The organism is Streptomyces sp. NPDC041124 (assembly GCF_055592385.1).
Map to the genome: position 1 here is coordinate 326,498 of NZ_JBVIYR010000003.1, position 20,679 is coordinate 347,176.

Annotated in this window: 18 protein-coding genes; 9 read left to right on the top strand and 9 right to left on the bottom strand. The window is 74.0% G+C overall.

Annotated features, from left to right (window positions below):
- Positions 1 to 7: 7 nt before the first annotated feature.
- Positions 8 to 1,624 (bottom strand): methionine--tRNA ligase, encoded by a 1,617-nt coding sequence (gene metG, locus ACZ6A9_RS09750; protein WP_468981717.1) that lies wholly within the window; start codon positions 1,622 to 1,624, stop codon positions 8 to 10.
- Positions 1,625 to 1,779: 155 nt separating this feature from the next.
- Entirely contained in the window at positions 1,780 to 3,519 is a 1,740-nt protein-coding gene (locus tag ACZ6A9_RS09755; RefSeq protein ID WP_468981720.1) for a VWA domain-containing protein, read from the bottom strand.
- Between the two features lie 277 nt (positions 3,520 to 3,796).
- Here ACZ6A9_RS09755 and ACZ6A9_RS09760 point away from each other — a divergent pair, with 277 nt between their 5' ends.
- Entirely contained in the window at positions 3,797 to 5,869 is a 2,073-nt protein-coding gene (locus ACZ6A9_RS09760) for a PhoX family protein (protein ID WP_468981724.1), read from the top strand.
- Here ACZ6A9_RS09760 and ACZ6A9_RS09765 read toward each other — a convergent pair.
- Positions 5,809 to 6,825: a LysR family transcriptional regulator gene (locus tag ACZ6A9_RS09765; protein ID WP_468981726.1), complete on the bottom strand. Its 1,017-nt coding sequence runs from the start codon at positions 6,823 to 6,825 to the stop codon at positions 5,809 to 5,811. The two genes, ACZ6A9_RS09760 and ACZ6A9_RS09765, sit on opposite strands and share 61 nt — an antisense overlap.
- 201 nt (positions 6,826 to 7,026) lie before the next feature.
- Between ACZ6A9_RS09765 and snpA the strand changes: the two genes are divergently transcribed.
- Complete coding sequence (snpA, locus tag ACZ6A9_RS09770) at positions 7,027 to 7,713, top strand: snapalysin (RefSeq protein ID WP_468981731.1); 687 nt, start codon at positions 7,027 to 7,029, stop codon at positions 7,711 to 7,713.
- Positions 7,714 to 7,912: 199 nt separating this feature from the next.
- On the opposite strand, the gene ACZ6A9_RS09775 is transcribed toward snpA, so the two are convergent.
- From ACZ6A9_RS09775 to ACZ6A9_RS09785, 3 genes are all read right to left on the bottom strand, one after another.
- Positions 7,913 to 8,914 carry an endonuclease/exonuclease/phosphatase family protein gene (locus ACZ6A9_RS09775; protein ID WP_468981737.1) on the bottom strand — a complete coding sequence of 334 codons (1,002 nt, stop codon included), beginning with the start codon at positions 8,912 to 8,914 and terminating at the stop codon, positions 7,913 to 7,915.
- 43 nt (positions 8,915 to 8,957) lie between these two features.
- Positions 8,958 to 9,878, bottom strand: a complete 921-nt coding sequence (locus tag ACZ6A9_RS09780; RefSeq protein WP_468981742.1) for a hypothetical protein — start codon at positions 9,876 to 9,878, stop codon at positions 8,958 to 8,960.
- 130 nt (positions 9,879 to 10,008) lie between these two features.
- A complete protein-coding gene (locus ACZ6A9_RS09785) occupies positions 10,009 to 10,449 on the bottom strand; it encodes a hypothetical protein (RefSeq protein WP_468981748.1) in 441 nt (146 codons plus the stop codon).
- A gap of 133 nt (positions 10,450 to 10,582) precedes the next feature.
- Between ACZ6A9_RS09785 and ACZ6A9_RS09790 the strand changes: the two genes are divergently transcribed.
- Together ACZ6A9_RS09790 and ACZ6A9_RS09795 are read left to right on the top strand one after the other, a co-directional pair.
- Positions 10,583 to 11,794 (top strand): PP2C family protein-serine/threonine phosphatase, encoded by a 1,212-nt coding sequence (locus ACZ6A9_RS09790; protein WP_468981753.1) that lies wholly within the window; start codon positions 10,583 to 10,585, stop codon positions 11,792 to 11,794.
- 64 nt (positions 11,795 to 11,858) lie between these two features.
- A complete protein-coding gene (locus ACZ6A9_RS09795) occupies positions 11,859 to 12,938 on the top strand; it encodes a hypothetical protein (protein ID WP_468981756.1) in 1,080 nt (359 codons plus the stop codon).
- 229 nt (positions 12,939 to 13,167) lie between these two features.
- Here ACZ6A9_RS09795 and ACZ6A9_RS09800 read toward each other — a convergent pair whose 3' ends face one another.
- Positions 13,168 to 13,332 (bottom strand): hypothetical protein, encoded by a 165-nt coding sequence (locus tag ACZ6A9_RS09800; protein ID WP_468981760.1) that lies wholly within the window; start codon positions 13,330 to 13,332, stop codon positions 13,168 to 13,170.
- A gap of 97 nt (positions 13,333 to 13,429) precedes the next feature.
- On the opposite strand from ACZ6A9_RS09800, the gene ACZ6A9_RS09805 reads away from it, so the two are divergent.
- The 3 genes from ACZ6A9_RS09805 (at position 13,430) to ACZ6A9_RS09815 (ending at position 16,058) form a co-directional block, all read left to right on the top strand.
- The gene (locus tag ACZ6A9_RS09805; protein ID WP_468981763.1) at positions 13,430 to 14,773 is read left to right on the top strand and encodes a helix-turn-helix domain-containing protein; all 1,344 of its coding nucleotides are present in this window, start codon (positions 13,430 to 13,432) and stop codon (positions 14,771 to 14,773) included.
- Between the two features lie 181 nt (positions 14,774 to 14,954).
- Positions 14,955 to 15,713 (top strand): GAF and ANTAR domain-containing protein, encoded by a 759-nt coding sequence (locus ACZ6A9_RS09810; protein WP_468981766.1) that lies wholly within the window; start codon positions 14,955 to 14,957, stop codon positions 15,711 to 15,713.
- Between the two features lie 69 nt (positions 15,714 to 15,782).
- Positions 15,783 to 16,058, top strand: a complete 276-nt coding sequence (locus ACZ6A9_RS09815) for a hypothetical protein (RefSeq protein WP_468981767.1) — start codon at positions 15,783 to 15,785, stop codon at positions 16,056 to 16,058.
- 24 nt (positions 16,059 to 16,082) lie between these two features.
- On the opposite strand, the gene ACZ6A9_RS09820 is transcribed toward ACZ6A9_RS09815, so the two are convergent.
- Positions 16,083 to 16,895 carry a hypothetical protein gene (locus tag ACZ6A9_RS09820; RefSeq protein ID WP_468981769.1) on the bottom strand — a complete coding sequence of 271 codons (813 nt, stop codon included), beginning with the start codon at positions 16,893 to 16,895 and terminating at the stop codon, positions 16,083 to 16,085.
- 296 nt (positions 16,896 to 17,191) lie between these two features.
- Here ACZ6A9_RS09820 and ACZ6A9_RS09825 point away from each other — a divergent pair, with 296 nt between their 5' ends.
- Together ACZ6A9_RS09825 and ACZ6A9_RS09830 are read left to right on the top strand one after the other, a co-directional pair.
- Positions 17,192 to 18,175, top strand: coding sequence for a nucleoside hydrolase (locus ACZ6A9_RS09825; protein WP_468981773.1), 984 nt, complete (start codon positions 17,192 to 17,194; stop codon positions 18,173 to 18,175).
- Positions 18,176 to 18,322: 147 nt separating this feature from the next.
- Positions 18,323 to 20,026 carry a glycoside hydrolase family 13 protein gene (locus ACZ6A9_RS09830; protein ID WP_468981776.1) on the top strand — a complete coding sequence of 568 codons (1,704 nt, stop codon included), beginning with the start codon at positions 18,323 to 18,325 and terminating at the stop codon, positions 20,024 to 20,026.
- Between the two features lie 95 nt (positions 20,027 to 20,121).
- Here the strand turns inward: ACZ6A9_RS09830 and ACZ6A9_RS09835 are convergent, their stop codons facing one another.
- Positions 20,122 to 20,493, bottom strand: a complete 372-nt coding sequence (locus ACZ6A9_RS09835; RefSeq protein WP_468981779.1) for a DUF6479 family protein — start codon at positions 20,491 to 20,493, stop codon at positions 20,122 to 20,124.
- Positions 20,494 to 20,679 lie beyond the last annotated feature (186 nt).

Consider the following 20,679-nt stretch of genomic DNA (forward strand, 5'->3'; position numbering starts at 1 on the left):
GTACGTGCTATGCGTTCGGCTTCTCCTCGAGGCGGGGGAAGAGGACCGCGCCCTTGGTGACCGTCGAGCCGGCGGGCAGCAGGCCCCAGGTGCCGGCCTGCTGGACGTTCTGGTCGGCGAGGGCGCCCAGGCCGGCCTCCGCGCCGAGGGAGTCCCAGAGCTTCTGGGAGGTCTCCGGCATGACCGGGTTGAGGAGGACCGCCACCGCGCGGAGCGACTCCGCGGCCGTGTAGAGGATGGTCGCCAGGCGGGCCCTGCCCTCGGGCGAGTCGTCCTTGGCGACCTTCCAGGGCTCCTGCTCGGTGATGTAGCCGTTGACCTGCTTCACGAAGTCGAAGACCGCCAGGATGCCGCCCTGGAAGTCCACCTCCTCGCCGATGCGGCGGTCCGCCTCCGCGACCGCCTTGGCCAGGCCCTCGTGGATCGCCCGCTCGGCCTCACCGTCGGCGGCCGACGCCGGCAGCTCGCCGCCGAAGTACTTGCCGACCATCGCGGCGACGCGGGAGGCGAGGTTGCCGTAGTCGTTGGCCAGCTCGCTGGTGTAGCGGGCGGAGAAGTCCTCCCAGGAGAAGCTGCCGTCCTGGCCGAAGGCGATCGCCCGCAGGAAGTACCAGCGGTACGCGTCCACACCGAAGTGCGAGGTCAGGTCCTGCGGCTTGATGCCGGTCAGGTTCGACTTGCTCATCTTCTCGCCGCCGACCATCAGCCAGCCGTTCGCGGCGATCTTGCCCGGCAGGGGGAGGCCCTGCGCCATCAGCATGGCCGGCCAGATGACCGCGTGGAAGCGGAGGATGTCCTTGCCGACGAGGTGGACGTCGGCGGGGAAGGTCGCCTCGAACTTCTCCGGGTTCTCGTTGTAGCCGACCGCCGTGGCGTAGTTCAGCAGGGCGTCGACCCACACGTAGATGACGTGCTTGTCGTCCCACGGGACCGGCACGCCCCAGTCGAACGTCGAGCGGGAGATGGAGAGGTCCTGGAGGCCCTGGCGGACGAAGTTCACGACCTCGTTGCGCGCGGACTCGGGCTGGATGAAACCGGGGTTCGCCTCGTAGTGGGCGAGCAGCTTCTCGCCGTACTCGCTCAGCTTGAAGAAGTAGTTCTCCTCGCTGAGGATCTCCACCGGCTTCTTGTGGATCGGGCACAGCTTCTGGCCCGCGTGGTCGCCCTCGCCGTCGAGCAGCTCGCCGGGGAGCTTGTACTCCTCGCAGCCCACGCAGTACGGGCCCTCGTAGCCGCCCTTGTAGATCTCGCCCTTGTCGTACAGGTCCTGCACGAACTCCTGGACGCGGTCGGTGTGCCGCTTCTGCGTGGTGCGGATGAAGTCGTCGTTCGCGATGTCGAGGTGCTCCCACAGGGGCTTCCACGACTCCGTGACGAGCTTGTCGGCCCAGGCCTGCGGGGTGACCCCGTTCGCCTCGGCCGTGCGCATGATCTTCTGACCGTGCTCGTCCGTGCCGGTGAGGAACCACACCTTCTCGCCGCGCTGGCGGTGCCAGCGGGTGAGCACGTCGCCTGCGACGGTCGTGTAGGCGTGGCCCAGGTGAGGAGCGTCGTTGACGTAGTAGATGGGGGTCGAGACGTAGTACGCCTTCGCCCCCTGCTTCTCTGATCCAGTGGCCGCCATGGGCGAAATCCTACTGGCCCGGTGGGGGTCGGCTCACACGCGTTTCGGGGGGCGGACGGAGGGCTTCCGGTGCTTCCGGTGCCCTGTCCCGTCCACCCCCCGGGGTGTCGCGGTGCGGCTGCGGTGTGCGGCTGCGGTGTGCGGCCCGGCGATCCCTACGGGCGCCAGGACGCCAGGACGGCCTCGTACAGCTCCTTGTCGGTGAGCTCCCGCGGGGTCTCGCCGGCCATGAAGTGCGCGGTGTTCGGCGTCTTGAGCTTGCGGAGGTAGTCGAACGCCTTGTTCTCCGGGTCACCGAACGCCACGAACGAGAAGAAGACACCGGGGTGGGACTTCGCGGCCTCGGTGAGGGCCTGGGTGGCCGGGGTCTTCGCGTCCGGGGCACCGTCCGTCTGGAAGACCACCAGGGCGGGTGTGCCGGGGCCGGCGTCCGACGCGTCGTACTGGGCGAGGACCTCGGCGACGGCCGCGTGATAGCTGGTGCGGCCCATGCGGCCCAGCGACGCATGCAGGGTGTCGATCTTGTCCTCGTAGTCGGTGAGGGTGAGGTCGCCGGTGCCGTCGAGCTCGGTGGAGAAGAAGACGACCTTGAGGGTGGCCTCGGTGGCCTCGGTGGCCTCGGTGGCCTCGGGGTCGAGGTGGGCGGCGAGGGCGAGGGTCTGCTCGGCCAGCGCCTGCGCGGAACCGTCCTTGTAGTACGGACGCATGGACGCGGAGCGGTCGAGGACGAGGTACACCTTGGCGCGCGTGCCGGTGAGGTCGTGCTGGGCGAGGGTCGCCCTGGCGGCGTCGTAGGCGGTGGTGAGGGCTGCGGGGACGGAGGGTTCGGATCCGGCCTCGGCGGTGGCCTCCGGCTTGGGGTTCGGCTCGGATCCGGCCTCGGCTTCGCCTTCGGCCGGGGTTTCGTTCCCACCCGCACCGCCCGTGCGGCTTTCGTCGTCGGGTGCGGGTGGCCCCTGAGGGGCGGTCTCGCCGTCGGCGGCCGCGGGGGAGTCCTCGGTGGCGGGAGCGGGCTCGGCGGCTTCCTCGTTCTCCGGCCCGGTTTCGGCCTCGGGCTCGGCCTCGGCCTCGGGCTTCGCCTTGGCCTCGGGCTTCGCCTTGGCCTCGGGCTCCTCCGCCTTCGGCTTGGGCTGGGCTTCGGGCTTGGCGTCCGCCTGCTGGTTCGCCTTGGGCTCGGCTTCGGGCTTCGTCTCGGCCTTGGGCTCCTCTGCCTCCGGCTCGGGCTTGGGCTCGTCTACCTCCGCCCCCGCTTTCGAGTCCGGCTGGGGCACGGGCTCGGCGTCCGCCTGCCGCTTCGCCACCGGCTCGGGCTCGGCTTCAGGCTCCGGCTCGGGCTCGGGCTTTGCCTCGGCCTCCGGCTCCGGCTCCGGCTCGGGCTCGGGCTTTGCCTCGGCTTCAGGCTCCGGCTCCGGCTTCGCCGCGGCCGCGGCCTCGGGCTGGGGCTGGGGCTCGGGCTCGGCTTCGGGCTTCGTCTCGGCCTTGGGCTCTTCTGCCACCGGCTTGGGCTCGGCGTCCGCCTGCGGGTTCGCCTCGGGCTCGGGCTTGGGCTCGTCTGCCTCCGCCTTCGGCTCCGGCTTCGTCTCGGGCTTGGCCTCCGTCACCGGCTCCGGGGCCCGGGCGGGGGGTGGGTTGTCGTCGGAGGGGGTGGTGGGGTGGGGGACCGTGATGTTGTCGAACGCGGCGCTCACGAGGTCGTGTTCGTCGCGTTGTTCCGGGACCGAGGGTGTGGCGGGGGTCGGTTCCGGGGACGGGGAGGGAATCGTCGGGGCCGGCTCGGGCGATGTCGGAGCGGCCGTTTCCGTCGGCTCGGCGGCCTGCGCCGTACCCTCCGCTTCGGCGGACTTCGCTTTGCGTGACCGTCCGAACGCGTTCCGCAGGAGAGTGAGAATGCCCATGTGCGCAACCCTTCGCGTGAGTTGATGCCCGTCAATCCCTGGCCAGGACGGACACGTAAGGTTAGCGGCCCGCAAGGGCGATCTTGGGCAGGGTTGGGTTTGCGGAAGCGTGTATGTCAAGGGCGCGATCCGGCCTGCGGGCGGCGGCTCGGTGTACCCCGGCCCAACTTCCCTCATGCCTCCGCAGGTTCACCCGTCGTTCACCCGGGCGCCCGGCCACCGCACATATGTGCTCCTACGGTCTCGCTGACACCACGGGCACCCAAGGAGAAAAAACGTGCGAAAGCTGCTGCCGTTGATCGGAACCCCGTCCGGTTCGCACCCCGGCGGCCGGTCCGCCCTGACTTGTCGTTTCCGGTGTGGTGACGCCTGCTTCCACGAGGTGCCCAACACCAGCTCCAACGAGTACGTCGGCGACGTCATCGCCGGCGCCCTCAGCCGCCGCTCCGTGATGCGCGCCGCCGCCGTGGTGACCGTCGCCGCGGCCGGTGCCGGTGCGGTCGGTGTCGCCGCCGCTCCCGAGGCGCAGGCGGCCCCGGTCGCCAAGGGCCGCCCCCAGCCCAAGCCGAAGGGCGCCCGCGGTCTGCGGTTCACGCCCGTCGCGCCCAACACGAACGACGCCGTGACCGTGCCGGAGGGCTACCGGCAGAACGTCGTCATCCGCTGGGGCGAGCCCATCCTGCGTGGTGCGCCCGCCTTCGACCCGGAGCGGCAGACCGCCGAGGCGCAGGCCGGGCAGTTCGGCTACAACTGCGACTTCCTGTCGCTGCTGCCACTCAAGGGGGAGCGCGGCCGGCAGCTGCTCGTCGCCAACCACGAGTACACCGACGAGATCCTGATGTTCCGGGACTACGACGCCGACAACCCCACCCGCGAGCAGGTGGAGATCGCCTGGGCCGCGCACGGCCTGGCCGTGGTCGCGGTGGAGGAGGAGCGCGGCAGCGGCCGGCTGACGGCCGTCGGCCGGCACCAGCTCAACCGGCGGCTCACCGCCACCTCCGAGTTCCGGCTGACCGGGCCGGCCGCCGGGTCGGACCTGGTGAAGACGTCCGCCGACCCGACCGGGCGGAAGGTCCTCGGCACCCTCAACAACTGCGCCGGCGGCACCACCCCGTGGGGCACGACGCTGCACGGCGAGGAGAACTTCAACCAGTACTTCGCCCACGGCAGCAGTGCGGCCGACAAGCGGTACGGGATCGGCACCGGTGCCACCGAGCGCAAGTGGGAGCGGTTCGACAAGCGGTTCGACCTGGCCCAGGAGCCGAACGAGGCGCACCGCTTCGGATACGTCGTCGAGCTCGACCCGTACGACCCCGACTCCGTGCCGCGCAAGCACACCGCGCTCGGCCGGTTCAAGCACGAGGCGGCGACGGTGCGGCTGACGCACGACGGCCGTCCGGTCGTCTACAGCGGGGACGACGAGCGGTTCGACTACTTCTACAAGTTCGTCGGCAGCAAGCGGATGCGGCACGGCAACAGCCGCTCCGCCCGCGAGCACAACCTGTCGCTGCTCGACGAGGGGACCCTGTACGTCGCCCGGCTGACCGGTGACTCGCCCGACATCGAGATCGACGGCACGGGCAAGCTGCCCCGGGACGGCGAGTTCGACGGCAGTGGCGAGTGGATCCCGCTGGCCACCGCGACCGCCCGCGGTGCCGTCTCGCACGTCAAGGGCATGACCGCCGAGGAGGTCTTCGTCTTCACGCGGCTGGCCGGTGACAAGGTGGGCGCCACCAAGATGGACCGGCCCGAGGACATCGAGCCCAACCCGGTCACCGGCAAGGTGTACGTCGCCCTGACCAACAACTCCCGGCGCGGCGTCGACACCCACCCCGAGGCGGACGAGGCCAATCCGCGCAACGCCAACAAGCACGGGCACGTCCTGGAGCTGACCGAGCGCTGGAACCGGCCGGAGAGCACCAGGTTCGCCTGGTCGCTGTTCCTGGTCGCCGGTGACCCGGAGGACCCGGCGACGTACTTCGCCGGCTTCCCCAAGGACTCCGTCAGCCCGATCTCCTGCCCGGACAACATCGCCTTCGACGACCACGGCAACCTGTGGATCTCCACCGACGGAAGCGCCCTCGGCTCCCACGACGGCCTCTTCGGCGTCGCCACGCGCGGTGACCGGCGCGGTGAGCTGAAGCAGTTCCTGACCGTGCCGAAGGGCGCGGAGACCTGCGGTCCGGTCATCCAGGACCGGCGGGTGCTGGTCGCCGTGCAGCACCCGGGCGAGGTGGACGGGGCGACGGTCGACCAGCCCGCCAGCACCTGGCCGGACGGGCCCGGCACCTACGTCCGTCCGTCGGTGGTCGCGGTGTACCGCGCGGACGGGAGGGACATCGGCGTCTGACGCGGGACGTCAAAGGGAGGGGCCGGGGGACGTGGGGCCGGTGGCACCAGGTCCTCCAGCCACTCCCGGTACGCCGGTGCCTGGCGGGCCACCTCCCGGTAGGCGTCGGCCAGGTCGGGATAGACGCCCTCCAGTTCCGTGTCCGTCCGTGCCGCCAGCAGCAGCCGCACGCCGAGGGGATCCCCGTGCAGCCGGCGCACGGCGGTCTCGGGGCGGGAGGGCGACGTCGGCTGGCAGACGGTGACCGCCTCGCCGGTGGCGACCAGCGACGCGGCGGTGTGATAGTCGCCGTGCAGCACCCGCGGACTGATCCCGGCGGCGCGCAGGACACGGCGCAGGGCGTCCCACTCGCCGTCGACCGTCGGGTCGATCATCCAGCGGTCACCGGCCAGCTCGGACAGGTGGACGACCGGCCGCGCGGCGGCCGGATGGTCGGCCGGGAGCGAGACGCACTGCGGTTCCCGCTCGATGAGGACCCGCGTGCGCAGGCCCTCCGGGACGCGCAGCGGGCAGCCCTCGACCTCGTGCACGAAGGCGACGTCGAGCTGGCCGTCGGCGACCATGCGCAGCAGGGCGTTGGCCGAGACGTCCATGTGCAGGGTGGGCTCCTGCCCGTGCCGGCGCAGTCGGCGGAGCCAGCCGGCGAGGGCGCGGCTCGCGGTGGAACCGATGCGCAGCTGCCGGCCGCCGACGGCGGCGGCACGGGCCTCGGTGACCAGGGAACGCAGCTCGGCGACGAGCGGGCGGGCACGGCTGAGCACCAGCCGTCCCAGCGGTGTGGGACGGCAGCCGGTGTGCGCGCGTACGAACAGGGCGCCGCCCAGCTCCTGTTCGATGCGCCGCAACTGCGTGCTCAACGAAGGCTGCGAGACGCCGAGTTGACGTGCGGCACGGTGCAGACTGCCGGTGTCGGCGATCGCGCACAGCGCCCTGAGGTGCCTGACCTCGAGCTCCATGCCCTGGGAGGGTAAAGCGGAAGTTCAGCTTTCACCAGACTCACAAATCCCGTCCGTTCAGGCGGAGTCGGGCGGGCGGGACGGCTTGGCCGGAGAGCGGCGATAGCACGGTCCTATCGCCGGTTGCCATCATCCCAGCCGCCGCAGGGGCGCGGACACTCACCGATGACACGTGACTCACCCCCACCGAAGGAGTCATCGATGCGTACGCGTACGCGCATGTCCCTGTCCGTCCTCACCGCCGCCGGCCTGAGTGTCACGGCCCTCGGTATCGGTGCGGCCCCGGCGGCCGCCGCTCCCGCTCCCCTCGACGCGGCGCCCTCGTTCGCCGCGTACGACGGCTCCTCGGAGGAGGCCGCGGCCAACCGCGCGTTCTTCGAGGCGGTGCTGAAGTCGGCGGCGCGGAAGCGGGCCGCGAACCCGTCGGGCACGGCGGCCGTCACCGTCGTCTACAACGCCTCCCGGGCGCCGTCGTTCGCCACGCAGATAGCCCGCAGCACGCAGATCTGGAACAGCTCCGTCTCCAACGTGAGACTCCAGGCCGGCACGTCGGGTGCCGACTTCTCGTACCGCGAGGGGAACGACTCGCGCGGCTCGTACGCGTCGACGGACGGGCACGGACGGGGGTACATCTTCCTCGACCACCGGCAGAACCAGGTCTACGACTCGACGCGGGTGACCGCGCACGAGACGGGGCACGTGCTGGGGCTGCCGGATCACTACTCGGGGCCGTGCAGTGAGCTGATGTCCGGGGGCGGGCCGGGGCCGTCGTGCACCAACGCGTACCCCAACTCCGCGGAGCGGTCGCGGGTGAACCAGTTGTGGGCGAACGGGTTCGCCGCGGCGCTGGACGAGGCGGAGAAGGCGTTGCAGAAGTCCGCGCGGTGACTTGGTGACCCGGTCACCCCGGTGGCCGGTAGTCCCGGAGTCCGGTGGCCGCACGGTGTGGTGGCGGCCGGGGGGTGTGGCGCAGCCCGGCGTTTGCGGGGTGCCGCCGCACCCACCCTCCCCCGTCGCCCCAGCGGCACGACTGCCCGCGGTTCGCGGGCCGACTGTCCGCGGTTGGCGGGTGGGGTGCCCGCGCGGGTCAGGGTTGGTGCAGGGTCAGGTTGACGAGCAGGGCGCGATGGTCGGTGTCGGGGAGGTCGAGGAAGCGGGCCCGGGTCGCGGTGAAGTGCCGCGAGACCAGGACGTGGTCGATCTGTGCGCCGAACGCCGGTGTCGTGCGGGTCGGCCACGTCGGGGTGCGGTCGGCGCCGTCGAGGCGGGCCGCGTCGCGCAGACCGGTGTCGAGGATGTCGCGGAAGGCCGCGTGGTCCTGGGTGGCGTTGAAGTCCCCGGCGAACACGGCCGGGATGTCCGCCCCGGTGGCGGCCGCGTCGCGCAGCCGGCCCAGCTCCCGCTGCCACAGGCGGACCTCTTCGGGCAGCGGCGGCATGGGATGGGCCAGCTGGAGCCGTACGGTGTGGCCGTCGACGTCGGCGAGCGCGCCGGGCATGCCCATGGTGCCCCGGACGCCGCCGGTGGGCCGGAGCGGGTGGCGGCTGAGGATGACCGAGCCCTCGGATCCGCCGCCCTCCACGGCCTGCCGGTGCGGGTGGGTGGCCGCCAGCTCCCGCTTCAGGGCCGCGTCGCAGGCGTACTCGCACTCCTGGACGAACACGATGTCCGGTTCCTCGCGGCGCACGGTGTCGATCAGCGCGTCCGTGGCCTGCCCGAACTCCACGTTGGAGGTCAGCACCCGCAGCTCGGCGACGGGCGGCCCGACGGGGTCGCCGGTCTTCCCGTACGGCTCGATGTACCAGGCCAGCAGGCCGAGCAGGACGACGCCCCACACGGCGCCGGTCCACCAGCGGGCGAGGAGGGTGAACAGCAGACCGGCGGCGGTGGGCACGAGCAGCCAGGGCAGGAAGGCGAGCAGCTGGGGCACCGGCGTGACGCCGTCGGTGTCGGCGGCGCGGCAGCCGACGACCGTGCTCACCCCGGCGAACAGCAGCACCGCGCACCAGGTGCCGAACCGTCGCCCTCCCCCGGGCCGCCGCCCCGCCGTGTCGTCGGTGACGGTCGGGTCGGCAGTCGCAGTGTCCAAGGTTCCGGTCCTCCGCTCGCGGGTGCGATGTCCGAATCCTCCCTCATGGACGAGGGAGCGTGGCGGGCGGCTGCCGGAAACGGCCGTCCGGAGCGGTCGCCGGTGACCGGGTGCCGCGCGGGCGCCCGCGGCGGCCGGTCCCCCAGGAGAGCAGCGCCACCGTCAGGCCCAGCGCGAGCAGCAGCCAGGAGGCGGTGCGCAGGGTGGCGGTGAGGGCGTCGTAGATGGCGGCCGCGGCCGGACGGTGGTGGCGGTCGGGCAGGTCGGCCAGGGTGAGCCGGCGGCCGGCGGCGACCGCGACGGCCAGCAGGGCACCGCCCAGGGCCGTGCCCAGGCCGGTGGCGGTGAGCGCGCGGCGGCGGCGGGCGGCGGCGGCGATCCCGGTGACGGCGAGGACGACCGTGGCGAGCGGCAGCCAGAACGCGGCGGCGTCCAGCACGTCGTACCCCTTCCGGAGTCCGGCCACCTCCTCGGCCGGCACCACCGGGACCCGGGTGTGCTCGACGGGGATGCGGTGGGCGTAGGGCATGCGGTCCGCGGCGAGCCGCTGCTTCACCTGCGCGGTGACGGGGGCGAGGTCCACGGTGACCGGGCCTCGGGGTGCGGTGTCGTCGCGCAGGGCGTGCAGGACCGCGTCGTGGACGGCTCTGTTCCCCGCCTCCCAGGCGGTGCGGAACGCTTCGGTGCGGGTGAAGGAGTGGACGGCGTCGCGGACGAACGGCGCGAGGGCGGCGCCGGCGTCCGGGTCCGCCGGGGCGGGGGCCAGTGTGCGGGCGACCTCGTCGCCGACGGCGTCGGCGACCGCGTCCCGTACGGCCGGGTCGGTGGCCAGGGGGGCCATGGTGTCGACGTAGCGGCCGGTGTCGGCGAGGCCGAGGGCCGCCCAGGCGGCGAGGGTGGCGCAGGGGGCGAGGAGACAGGCGAGGGTGAGGAGGGTGGCGGAGAGGGCGTCGCGGAGGGGCATCCTTTCAGGCAACGGGGTGAGGGCCCGGTGCGCGAGTGGTGGGGCGCGTACGGGTGCCGGGGCGGCCCGCACCGGCCGCCGCGGCACGTCCGGGCCCCGGGGGCGCGGCGGCCCGCCGGGGGCGGACAGGTCAGCGCAGGCGGTGACCCTGGGCGTCCTCCTGGGTGTAGAAGCGGTAGAACATGATGGCGAAGACGCCCGCCGTGACCACCAGGCCCAGGGCCGTGGCGCGCAGGACGCTGCCGCCGGACTGGCTGAAGAGGAAACCGACCGCTGTGCCGCAGAAGGCGGCCCAGGCCGCCGCGTGGAGTTCCCGCCGGAGTTTCGGGGCCAGGGTGAGCAGTGCCATGAGGACCACGGCGAAGACGACCCCGGTGAGGATTCCGAACAGGAGGTTCCAGCCGGTGATGGGGCCGCCGTAACGCCGGTTGGCGGCCGCCCAGTAGCCGTACACGAGTCCGAGGACGACGGGCAGCGCGACCACTGCCGCCCGGTGGACCTTTCCGCTGAAGAGGTCCGTCGTGCCGCCCCGCTCGATCGCCTTCCGGGTCCGGGGTGCCGCGTGCGCCATGTGAGCACTCCTCTCTTCGCCCCCGCTTACCAGGGCACACCCGCGGGGAACCGTCGGCAAGTCGGCCGTGCGGGGCGGGCGGCCGGCTCGGGGACCGGATGCGGGCCGTGCGTGCCCGTGTTTCGCTGGGGCGGTGCGTCCGGGCAGCGGGGGACACGGCCTGCACGACCGGCACCCGCGGGCCGGCCGTCGCGAGGTCGTGCACCGGCACGAGATGCTCCAGGTCGGGGGCCGCAGTGTCGCCTGGGTGCTGCCGTTGTTCCTCCTCGTCACCATCGCGGTGGCCGACTACAACACCACCGGCGAGTTCCGGATCCTCTCCTGGATCGTGCTGGTGCCGGGTATCGCCGCCGCGCTCTGCGGGGTGTGGGGCACGGCCCTGTTCGCCGTGCTGGCGATGCTGGTGTACAGCGTCGTGGACAGTGCCTGGCCGCACCAGTTCCAGGCGGGGCTGCCGGACTTCATCCTCGTCGCCGCGGGAGGTGTCCTCGCCACACTGGCCTGCGTGGTGCGGGTGCGCGGCGAGCGCCGCGCGCTGCACATGCGGGACGTCACCGACACCATCCGCGGTACCGTGCTGCGCCCGCTGCCGAAGGGATGGGGCGGCCTGGAGCACGCCGGGATCTACCTCACCGCGGACGCCGACGCCCGCGTGGGCGGCGACTTCTACGACATCCAGCCGGGCCCGTACGGCACCCGCGTGTTCGTCGGTGACGTGCAGGGCAAGGGGCTGGGCGCGGTGGAGACGGCGTCGGTGCTGCTCGGCAGTTTCCGCGAGGGCGGCTATCACGACGAGGAGCTGGCGTCCGTCGCCGACCGGCTGGAGACGCGGATGATCCGCCACCGGGAGTACACCACGGCGCTCGGCCGGAACGACGGCGACCGGTTCGCCACCGCCGTGCTGCTCGGTTTCCCGGCCGACCGCGTCGACGTCGTGGACGTGATCGTGTTCGGGCACGAGCCGCCGCTGGCCATCGGCCCCGCGGGCGTGCGGATGCTGCCGGTCACGGGAGGGCTGCCGCTCGGCTACCGCGACCTCGCACCCGGGGCGCCCCGAACCCGCCGGGTGCCGCTGGCCCCGGACGAGACGCTGCTGGTGGTGACGGACGGGGTGACCGAGGCCCGGGACGCGGACGGCCGCTTCTACCGGCTCGCCGAGCAGGTCACCGGAGCGGTGTCGGCGGACCCGCGGATCGCCGCACCGGCCCGGCTGGCCGCCTTCGTACGGGACGGCACCCTGCGGCACTGCGGGGGGCATCTGGCCGACGACACCACCGCGTTCGCGGTGCGGCGGACCCGCGCGACGGCGCGCGAAGGGCACGAAGGGGGACGTTCACCGCAGTGACCCCACCCTGTGCAGCCGCAGCCGTTACCGTGCTGCGTAGGTGATCGACAAGGGGGAGGGGCCCATGCCCGGAACCGTGCTGTTGCTGGCGGCCGCGCCGCTGGGCCGCGGGCGGCTGGTCGACGCGGCGTCCGTGCTCCCGGTCCTCGCCGCGGTGCCGCCCGCCGTGCTGTCCGGCACGGACACGGCGAACGTCGTCGAACTCGCCGACCCGCTGGAGCCGCAGGCCGTACTGACCCGGCTGCGCGCGGCGGCCGCGGCGCCGGGGCCGCTGACCGTGTACGTCACCGGCCAGGTCCAGCTCGACCGCCGGCAGCGGCAGCCGCACCTGGCGCTCGCCCGGACGACCCCCTCCACCGTGCGGTACACGGCGCTGCCCTGGCAGTGGTTCCGGGAGGAACTGCGGCTGCGTCCGGCGGGCGCGACCACCCTGTTCCTCGATCTGCACACCGACGCGGAGAGCTGGCGGTCGCTGTGCGCGCCGGGGCCGCCGGGTGCGTTCCCGCTGGACTGCGGGCGGGACAGCGCCGTGTACGGCCGCGTCGCACCGCCGCCGTCACGGCGCGCGGTCGCGGCACCGGACTACATGAAGGCGGTCGCGACGATCCTGCGCAGCGGGCGGCGGCCACCGGAGGAGGAGCTGCACCAGCAGGCGCTGACGCGGATCGCGCCGGAGAGCGCGGGCAGGGATCTGCCGCTGGCGCGGCCCGGGCCGCTGCCGGGCGATCCGCACGCCGCCGTCACCGCCGCCGTCCGGTCCGGGCGGCACGCGGACGCCGACGCGCTCGCCGCGCGGCTGGAGCGGGCGGCCGGCCTCGCCCACGGGCCGGGGTCCGAGGAGGCGATGCACTGGAGCGAGGTCCGGGCGGATCTGGCGATGCTGGCCGGGGACGCGGCCCGCAGCTGCCGCGGCTGGCTGTCGGTGGCCACCGCGCGGCTGGCCGCCGGTCAGCCGGCCGACGCGCCCGCCGTCGAGGCGGCCGTGGACCGGGCGCACCACCAGTGGGGACGGATCGGTGATCCGGTCCGCGCCCGTGAGCTGGGCGCGGTGCTGGCGGAGCTGCGCGGGCGGGTCCCCGGCCGGCGGGAGGGCGCGCTGGACCATGTGCGGCGGCAGCTGCGGCAGTTGCAGACGCAGGACTGAGTGACACGCGGGCCGCGCGGCCGGTTCCGGGAACCGCCGGGCGGGGTGTGCCCGGGGCACGGGTCCGGCCGGCCGAGTCCGACGGCACTCGGCAGCGGGTCGGGGAGCGGCTTGCTGCGGCCGGTCTCGTTGTCGGCTGCCGGTGTGGTTCCGTTCCGGTGTGCTTCTTGTGACGCGAGGCGCGGCGGTGCTACGGATCGCCCCGGCCGGTCGAGCCGGACCGCGTCCCCTACCGCACCGCGGCTTCGACGGGGGGCGTGGTCCGCAGGCCGGGTCCGGGGTCGGCGGCTCTGGCCGGGCCCGCGTTCGCCGCGAGGACCAACGCCGCGACCGCGGCGACGGCCGCGGCGAGGCCTCGGGCGTAACGCTCGGTGGAGCGTGTGCGTTCCAGCACGGCGACCTCGCAACAGCGACGGGTTAAGCACGTTTAATCCGCGGTTTAACCTAGGGGCTGCCGGACACGAACGGCAAGGGGCGCTGGGGGAGTTGGCATGGGGGATCGGGACGAGCCGGGGATCATCGGACGCCGGGTGCAGCGGCTGCGCGTCGCGCGCGGACTGACCCAGAGACAGCTGGCCGAGCCGGTGTACACGCCCGCGTACGTCTCCACGCTGGAGGCCGGCCGGGTGCGTCCCTCCGACGAGGCGCTGCGGCACCTCGCCGACCGTCTCAGAGTCGAGTTCGACGAACTGGCGACCGGACGTCCGGCCCGGCTGGTGACCGAACTGCGGCTGCGGCTGACCGAGGCGCAGCGCACGCTGGCCGCCGGTGAGGCGGAGGCCGCGGTGGAGCAGTACACCGGGCTGCTCGCCGAGGCGGAGACGCACGGTCTGGCCGAGGAGCAGGCCGCCGCCTTGCTCGGGCTCGGGGAGTGCTGCCTGGAGACCGGTGAACTGGAGCAGGGACGCGGGTACTTCGAGCGGGCCGAGGCGCGGCTGGCCGACGCGCCGCTGACCGCGCGGGTGCCGGCCCTGCGCGGACGGGCCGTCGCCCACTACCTGGCGGGGGAACTGCGGTACGCGGTCCACCTGCTGGAGTCCACGCTCGACGAGCTGAACCGGGGCGGTCTGCACGACCCGGACGCGCTGCTGCTGCTCTACTCCGGTGCGATCGGGCCGTACATGGACATGGGCGCGCACGCGCGTGCCGCGCAGGCGGCGGAGTTCGCGCTGGCCCTCGCTCCGCGGTCCGGTGACCCGGCGCTGGTGGCGCGCATGCACCGCTCCGTCGCCCGCACCCTGCTCGCCGAGGGCCGCCTGGCCGAGGCGGACGCCTCGCTGGCCAGGGCGGCGGAGCTGTACCGGGGGCTGCGGCTGCGCACCGAGCTGGCCCTCTGCCAGTGGATGCGGGGGTACGTGTACGCGCAGAACGGCGATCTGGGGCGCGCGGAGGAGGAGATGCGGGAGGCGCTGCGGATGCTGTCCTCGACCCGTGCGGCCCTCTACAGCAGTCAGCTCACGGTCGAGCTGGCGGACGTGCTGCACCGCAGTGGCCGCTCCCGGGAGGCGGCGGAGCTGCTGCGGGACGTGCTCGGCGGGCTGTCCCCCGAGCGGGGCGCGGTGCACGCGGCGGCCGCGCACCGGCTGCTCGGCATCATCGCCGAGGACGCCGGGCGGGCCGAGGAGGCCGAGGAGCACTACGTGCGCGCGCTGAGCCTGCTGGAGCGCGCGGGCGCCGCCGGCGACCTGGCCGACCTGTGCCGCCTCCTCGGCGACCTCCTGCGCCGCGGCGGCCGCGTCGAGGCGGCGCTGGACGCCTACCGCACCGGCCTGGGCCACCGCACGGTCCCCGGCACCACCACCCTGGGCCCGGCCCCGGCCCAGCCCCACCTCTGACCCACCGCACCGGACAGCACCGGCCCCCTGGGCCCCGGCCTGCGCCGCAGCGAGCCCTGAGGACCGCCGGCGGTGCCGCTCCGTGCGGCCTGCTCGGCCGTGGGTCTCCCGCGCCCGGAGCGGCGTTTCGGGGGCGGGCGCGGGGGTAGTCGGGCGGCGCTTTCGGACATGACGGGAGGCGGTGGGTGTGTGGCCCGGGGACGACCCTGGGGGTGACCCGGACGGCCCGGGCGCCGGGTCAGGGGTGTACGAGCAGGTCGCCGAGGCGATCACGGCCGGCCTGCGCGAGGCCGGGCCCGCCGACGTGCCGGGCCGGCTCTGCGGGGTGGCCGTCGACCTGCTGCCGGTGGACGGCGCGAGTGTGTCGCTGCGCGGTGACGCCATGCCCGTACAGCTCGCCGCTTCCAGCCCGTACGCCGCGCGTCTCGCCCAGTTGCAGGCCACGCTGGGTGACGGGCCCTGCCGTCACGTCCTGGAGACCGGCCGTCCCGTGCTCGTCCGCGACCTCGCCACCGCCGACGGCGCCCACCACTGGCCCGTTTTCGCCCAGCAGGCCCTCGGCGCCGGGCTGCGGGCCGTGTATGTGCTCCCGCTCGGCAGCGACGACGTCTGCGTCGGCACCCTGGACCTCTACCGCGACGCCCCCGGCGCACTCACCGCCCGCCAACTGCGCGCGGCGAGCCTGGTCGCCGGGGTGATGACCGCGGCGCTGATGGACCTGCCGTACGGCCTCCCGGAGGGCGACGAACCCTGGCTGAGCGGACTGGCCACCGATCACGACCGGGTCCACCAGGCCGTCGGCATGATCATGGCCCAGCTGGGCATCGGCGCCGACGAGGCACTGGCCCGGCTGCGCGGCGACGCCTTCGCCCACGGCCGTACCGCCCTGGAGGTCGCCCTGGACGTGGTCTCCCACCGCCGCCGCTTCGACAGCCGCTGAGCACCGTCGCCCGGACAGGCGTCGTCGAGGGGAGCCGTCGGGTGCGGACGCCAACTACGCTGCGGGACCATGGACATAGCCATTCTCTTCCTCACCTGCCTCGTGATCGCCGGCGTCATGACGGTCCAGACCGGCCTCTCCCGCGCCGAGCGCCGCGCGGCCCGCATCGAGCGCAAACTCGACCTGGTGCTCGGTCACCTGGGCCTGGAGGAGGAGATTCCGAGGAAGGACGAGATCATCGGCCTCGTCCGCGAGGGCAAGCAGGTCCAGGCGATCAAGCTGTACCGCGAGAGCACGGGCGCGGACCTGGTCGAGGCCAAGCAGGCGGTGGACCGCATGGTCTGACCGCAACGGGCGGACCCCCGCGGGTCAGACCCGCAGCCGCACCTGGCGTCCGACCTCCGCCAGGCGGTCCGCGCCGAGCTGGGTCATCGCCTGGGTGACCTCCGGGAGGACCGTTCCGAAACCGGCGTTGGTGAGGGTGATGGTGTCCGCGCCGACGCGGACCGCCGCGAGGTTCAGGGTGAACGCGGTGCGTGTCCCGCCGGGCGCCTCCCCGGTCATGCGCAGGCGCACGGCCGCCCGTGCGTCGCCCGCCTCGGGGAGCGGGAGCGGGGCCACCTCGACGAGCTGGGTACCGGCCCCGGGTGTCGTCGCCTCGAAGCGTGCGCACTTCTCGGGCAGGGTGCCCAGCCAGTCCAGGGCCCGGCCCACGTCGGCCGGCCGGTACGCGGCGATCTGGTAGCGCAGCTGGGTGTCGTGGGAGGTGTCGTCGAGGGTGGCCGTGACGCGCGGGCCGGCCGGAGTGCCGAAGAGCTCCTCCGTGTAGAGGACGTCGAGGAGGCGGCGGCATTCGGGGTCGTCCGTGGTGCCCTTCAGCAGTCCGTCCCGCCAGGTCGCCGCGCCCTGGCCCGTCGTCCACGGCTCCCCCAGGTCCGCGTCCGTGATCAGCGCCTCCCGCAGCTGCGCCTCGCTCAGCGTGGGCGGGGACGGCGCGGGCCGCTCGCCCGCGGAGGCGGAGGGGGACGCGGACGTCGACGGGTCGGGGGGCTGGGAGACGGCCTCGGGCAGTGCGCGCGGCGCGTTCCGGTCGTCGGCGACGCAGCCCGCCGCGGTGAGCAGAACCGTCACCGACAGCGCGGAGGCGAGGAGGACGCGGGCGGTGGCCGGGGCATGGGTCATCGGGGTGCCTCCTGGGGGACCGGGCCGTCCACGAGCGGCCGTGCCCCTACGCCACCACCGGGCCGACGGCGTCACCAGCGCGGCGGGCCGTCCGGGTGAGCGGCCCCCGCGGGGAGCCGGTGAGCGGCCCCACGGGGAGGACGGGGACGCGTCAGTCACCGGTCGGCCGGGGGAAGGGGAAGCGGCCCGGCGTCCAGCCCGTGCCGGGCACCGGCGCGGCGGACCGCGCACCGCACCGCGCCCGGAGACCCCGCGTAGGGTCACGGGGCAGGCCCGCCCTCGGAAGGAGCCCCGCCGTGACCGACGGTCCGCCCGTCCCGGTGATCATCGACTGCGACACCGGTGTCGACGACGCCCTGGCCCTGCTGTTCGCCGTACGCCACCCGGGGATCGACCTGCGCGCCGTCACCTGCGTGGCCGGGAACACCGACGTGGACGGCGTCGTGCGCAACACGCTGACCGTGCTGGAGCGGGCGGGCGCGCCGGACGTCCCGGTCGCGCGGGGTGCCGAGCGGCCGCTGATCGAGGAGCCGCGCTCCGCCCGCCACGTCCACGGCCACGACGGGATGGGCGACCTCGGTCTGCCCGCTGCGCGCCGAGCGCCGGCCGAGGTGGACGCGGTGACCCTGCTGCGCCGCGAGATCCTCGCCTCGCCCCGCCCGGTCACCCTCGTGCCCACCGCCCCGCTCACCAACATCGCGCTGCTGCTGCGCACGCATCCCGAGGTCACCCGCAACATCGGGCGGATCGTGTTCATGGGCGGCGCGGCGGGCGCGGGGAACGCCACCCCGGTCGCCGAGTTCAACGTGTGGCACGACCCGGAGGCCGCCGCGATCCTCCTCACCGCGGGTGTGCCGATCACCATGTACGGCCTGGACGTGTTCACCCGGGTCGTCGTCCCGGGCGCTGAGGTGCGCAGGCTGCGTGCGAGTGCCGAGCCGGGCGCCCGGCTGGCCGGCGACCTGCTCGCCCACCGTCCGGCCCGTCCGGGCAGCAGGCCCGACGACCCCGCCGAGGACGCGGGCGGTCTCGGTGACGCGGGCGCGCTGTGCGCGGTCGCCGACCCGGAGGGCCTGACCACCCACCGCCTCCCCGTCGAGGTCTGTCTCGCCCCCGGCCCGGCGCGCGGTCAGACGGTGGTCGACCGCCGCCCCTGCGCCGGCGAGTCCGAACTCCACGAGGGCGTGCGCGAGCAGGCCCTGGTGGACGTCGGCCTGGACGTGGACGTGGAGCGCTATGTGCGGCTGTACCTGACGGCGATCGAACGTCCGGCTGAGTGATCGGGCACCAGTTCGATTCTGTGGGCCGGGTGAGGGGTGCCGTTCGCCGCACCCGCTGGGAATGGCTCCCCGCTCCCGCTCCGTTCGCTTTTACGGTGTTCTGGACAGATTCTCCGCCGGTACCCGAACGCACCCAGAGGAGACCGCGTGACCGATCGCCCGAACCCCTCCGACGCCCGGCCGCCGCACCCCGCACCCGACGCCACGCCCGACCTCTCCTCCCGGAACCCCGACTGGTGGCGGCAGGCCGTCGTCTACCAGGTCTACCCCCGCAGCTTCGCCGACGCCGACGGCGACGGACTCGGTGACCTGCGCGGCATCACCCGCCGTCTCACCCACCTCGCCGCCCTCGGCGTCGACGCCCTGTGGCTGAGCCCCTTCTACCCCTCCGAACTCGCCGACGGCGGCTACGACGTCGCCGACCCGCGCGACGTCGACCCGCGCCTGGGCACCCTCGACGACTTCGACGCGCTGGTGCGCGAGGCCCACCGGCTCGGCCTGAAGGTGATCGTCGACATCGTCCCCAACCACACCTCCCACCAGCACGTCTGGTTCCAGGAGGCACTGCGCGCCGGCCCCGGCTCGCCCGCCCGCGACCGCTACGTCTTCCGGGACGGCCGGGGCGAACGGGGCGAACTCCCGCCCAGCGACTGGCAGTCCGTGTTCGGCGGCAGCGCCTGGCAGCGGGTGCCGGACGGACAGTGGTACCTGCACCTGTTCGCCGCCGAGCAGCCCGACCTCAACTGGGCGCACCAGGACGTCCGCGACGACCACCGCGCCACCCTGCGGTTCTGGAGCGACCGGGGCGTGGACGGCTTCCGGGTCGACGTGGCGCACGCCCTCGTCAAGGACCTGAGCGAGCCGCTGCGCGACCTCGGCGCCCACGCGGCGGGCGGTGAGGCCGCCCTCGCCGACTTCGCGCCGGGCACCCACCCGTTCTACGACCGCGACGAGGTGCACGAGATCTACCGCGACTGGCGCAAGATCCTCGACGCCTACACGCCGCCCCGGACGGCCGTCGCCGAGGCGTGGATCCCCGGGGAGCGGCGCGCCCTGTACGCCCGGCCGGACGAGCTGGGCCAGGCCTTCAACTTCGAGTACCTCGAGACCCCGTGGGACGCGGACGCCCTCCGCCGGGTCATCACCGACTCCCTCGCGACCGCCCACGCGGCCGGCGCCTCGGCGACCTGGGTGCTCTCCAACCACGACGTGATCCGGCACGCCTCCCGTCTGGTGCTCCCGCCGGGCACCGACGACAACGCCTGGCTGCTGTCCGGCGGCCGCGCCCCCGCCGTCGACCCCGAAGCCGGGCTGCGCCGGGCCCGCGCGGCCACCCTGCTGATGCTGGCGCTGCCCGGCTCGGCCTACGTCTACCAGGGCGAGGAACTCGGCCTGCCCGAGGTCGCCGACCTGCCCACCGAGGTCCTCCAGGACCCCATCTGGGAACAGACCGGTCACGTCCGCAAGGGCCGCGACGGATGCCGGGTGCCGCTGCCGTGGACCACGGACGGTCCGTCGTACGGCTTCGGGGCGGCCGGCGCGTGGCTGCCGCAGCCGCCGTCCTTCGGGGCGTACGCCGTCGAGGCGCAGGACGGGGTGGAGGGCTCCACCCTGGAGCTCTACCGCACGGCGTTGCGGCTGCGCCGCAAGCTGCTGGACGGCGAGACGCTGACCTGGGCGGAGGACACCCCGGCCGGGGTGCTGCGGTTCGACCGCGGCGACGGCTGGCGCTGCGTGACGAACCTGTCCGCCGCCCCCGTCTCCCTCCCGGCGGGTGAGGTCCTGCTGACCAGCGCCCCGCTGGAGGACGGCCGCCTCGGCCCCGACACCACGGCCTGGCTCGCCCGCTGAAACCGTGCCGCCCCGGGTGCCCGCCGCGCCGGGGCGGCCGCGGTGGTCACCCGTACGGCCCTGCGGCGCGGGCGGGCCGGCGGGGGGCCGTCATGTCAGACGTGCCCCGGGCCACCGCTGCCGAAGGCCCCGCTGGACCCGGGCAGCCAGCGCTTGCGCTTCTGGTCCTTGCCGGTCCTGGACCCGGCGTGGTGGATCTCGTAGGGCATGAGCCGGGACCCGCCCTTCTCCACCCGCGGCATCTCGTCCGGTTCCCGCATCTCCCGCATCTCGCGGACCGCGCCGCCCTCCGGCAGCTTCGGCTGTTGCTCGGGGGTGGGGCGGGGGGACTCCTGGTCCATCACCCGCATTCCGATCCGTACGGCCCAGATCAGTGCGCCGGCCACGATCAGCCCGCCGATGAGGAACGCGGTCACGTTCCACACGCTCGGATCGGCCGCCAGAAGTTCATACGTTGCGGTGCTCATGCTTTGAGTATGGGGGAGGAAATGCGATAAAGCGCACGGAATGTCCGAATCGTTGGCCAAGGGTCACCGGAGCCCCCGGGCCGCCGGCCGGGCGCGGTCCTCGTTCGGCTCGTCCCGGCGGGCGGCGGGCTCCGCCCGGTGGCAGATTTCGGCCAGAGGGAAGGCCGGGACGGGCCGTCGCGTCCC

Bases quoted from the DNA above. Each gene is read 5' to 3' on its own strand.
- metG (WP_468981717.1), bottom strand. From the start codon at position 1,624: ATGGCGGCCACTGGATCAGAGAAGCAGGGGGCGAAGGCGTACTACGTC.
- ACZ6A9_RS09755 (WP_468981720.1), bottom strand. From the start codon at position 3,519: ATGGGCATTCTCACTCTCCTGCGGAACGCGTTCGGACGGTCACGCAAA.
- ACZ6A9_RS09765 (WP_468981726.1), bottom strand. From the start codon at position 6,825: ATGGAGCTCGAGGTCAGGCACCTCAGGGCGCTGTGCGCGATCGCCGAC.
- snpA (WP_468981731.1), top strand. From the start codon at position 7,027: ATGCGTACGCGTACGCGCATGTCCCTGTCCGTCCTCACCGCCGCCGGC.
- ACZ6A9_RS09780 (WP_468981742.1), bottom strand. From the start codon at position 9,878: ATGCCCCTCCGCGACGCCCTCTCCGCCACCCTCCTCACCCTCGCCTGT.
- ACZ6A9_RS09785 (WP_468981748.1), bottom strand. From the start codon at position 10,449: ATGGCGCACGCGGCACCCCGGACCCGGAAGGCGATCGAGCGGGGCGGC.
- ACZ6A9_RS09795 (WP_468981756.1), top strand. From the start codon at position 11,859: ATGCCCGGAACCGTGCTGTTGCTGGCGGCCGCGCCGCTGGGCCGCGGG.
- ACZ6A9_RS09805 (WP_468981763.1), top strand. From the start codon at position 13,430: ATGGGGGATCGGGACGAGCCGGGGATCATCGGACGCCGGGTGCAGCGG.
- ACZ6A9_RS09815 (WP_468981767.1), top strand. From the start codon at position 15,783: ATGGACATAGCCATTCTCTTCCTCACCTGCCTCGTGATCGCCGGCGTC.
- ACZ6A9_RS09820 (WP_468981769.1), bottom strand. From the start codon at position 16,895: ATGACCCATGCCCCGGCCACCGCCCGCGTCCTCCTCGCCTCCGCGCTG.
- ACZ6A9_RS09835 (WP_468981779.1), bottom strand. From the start codon at position 20,493: ATGAGCACCGCAACGTATGAACTTCTGGCGGCCGATCCGAGCGTGTGG.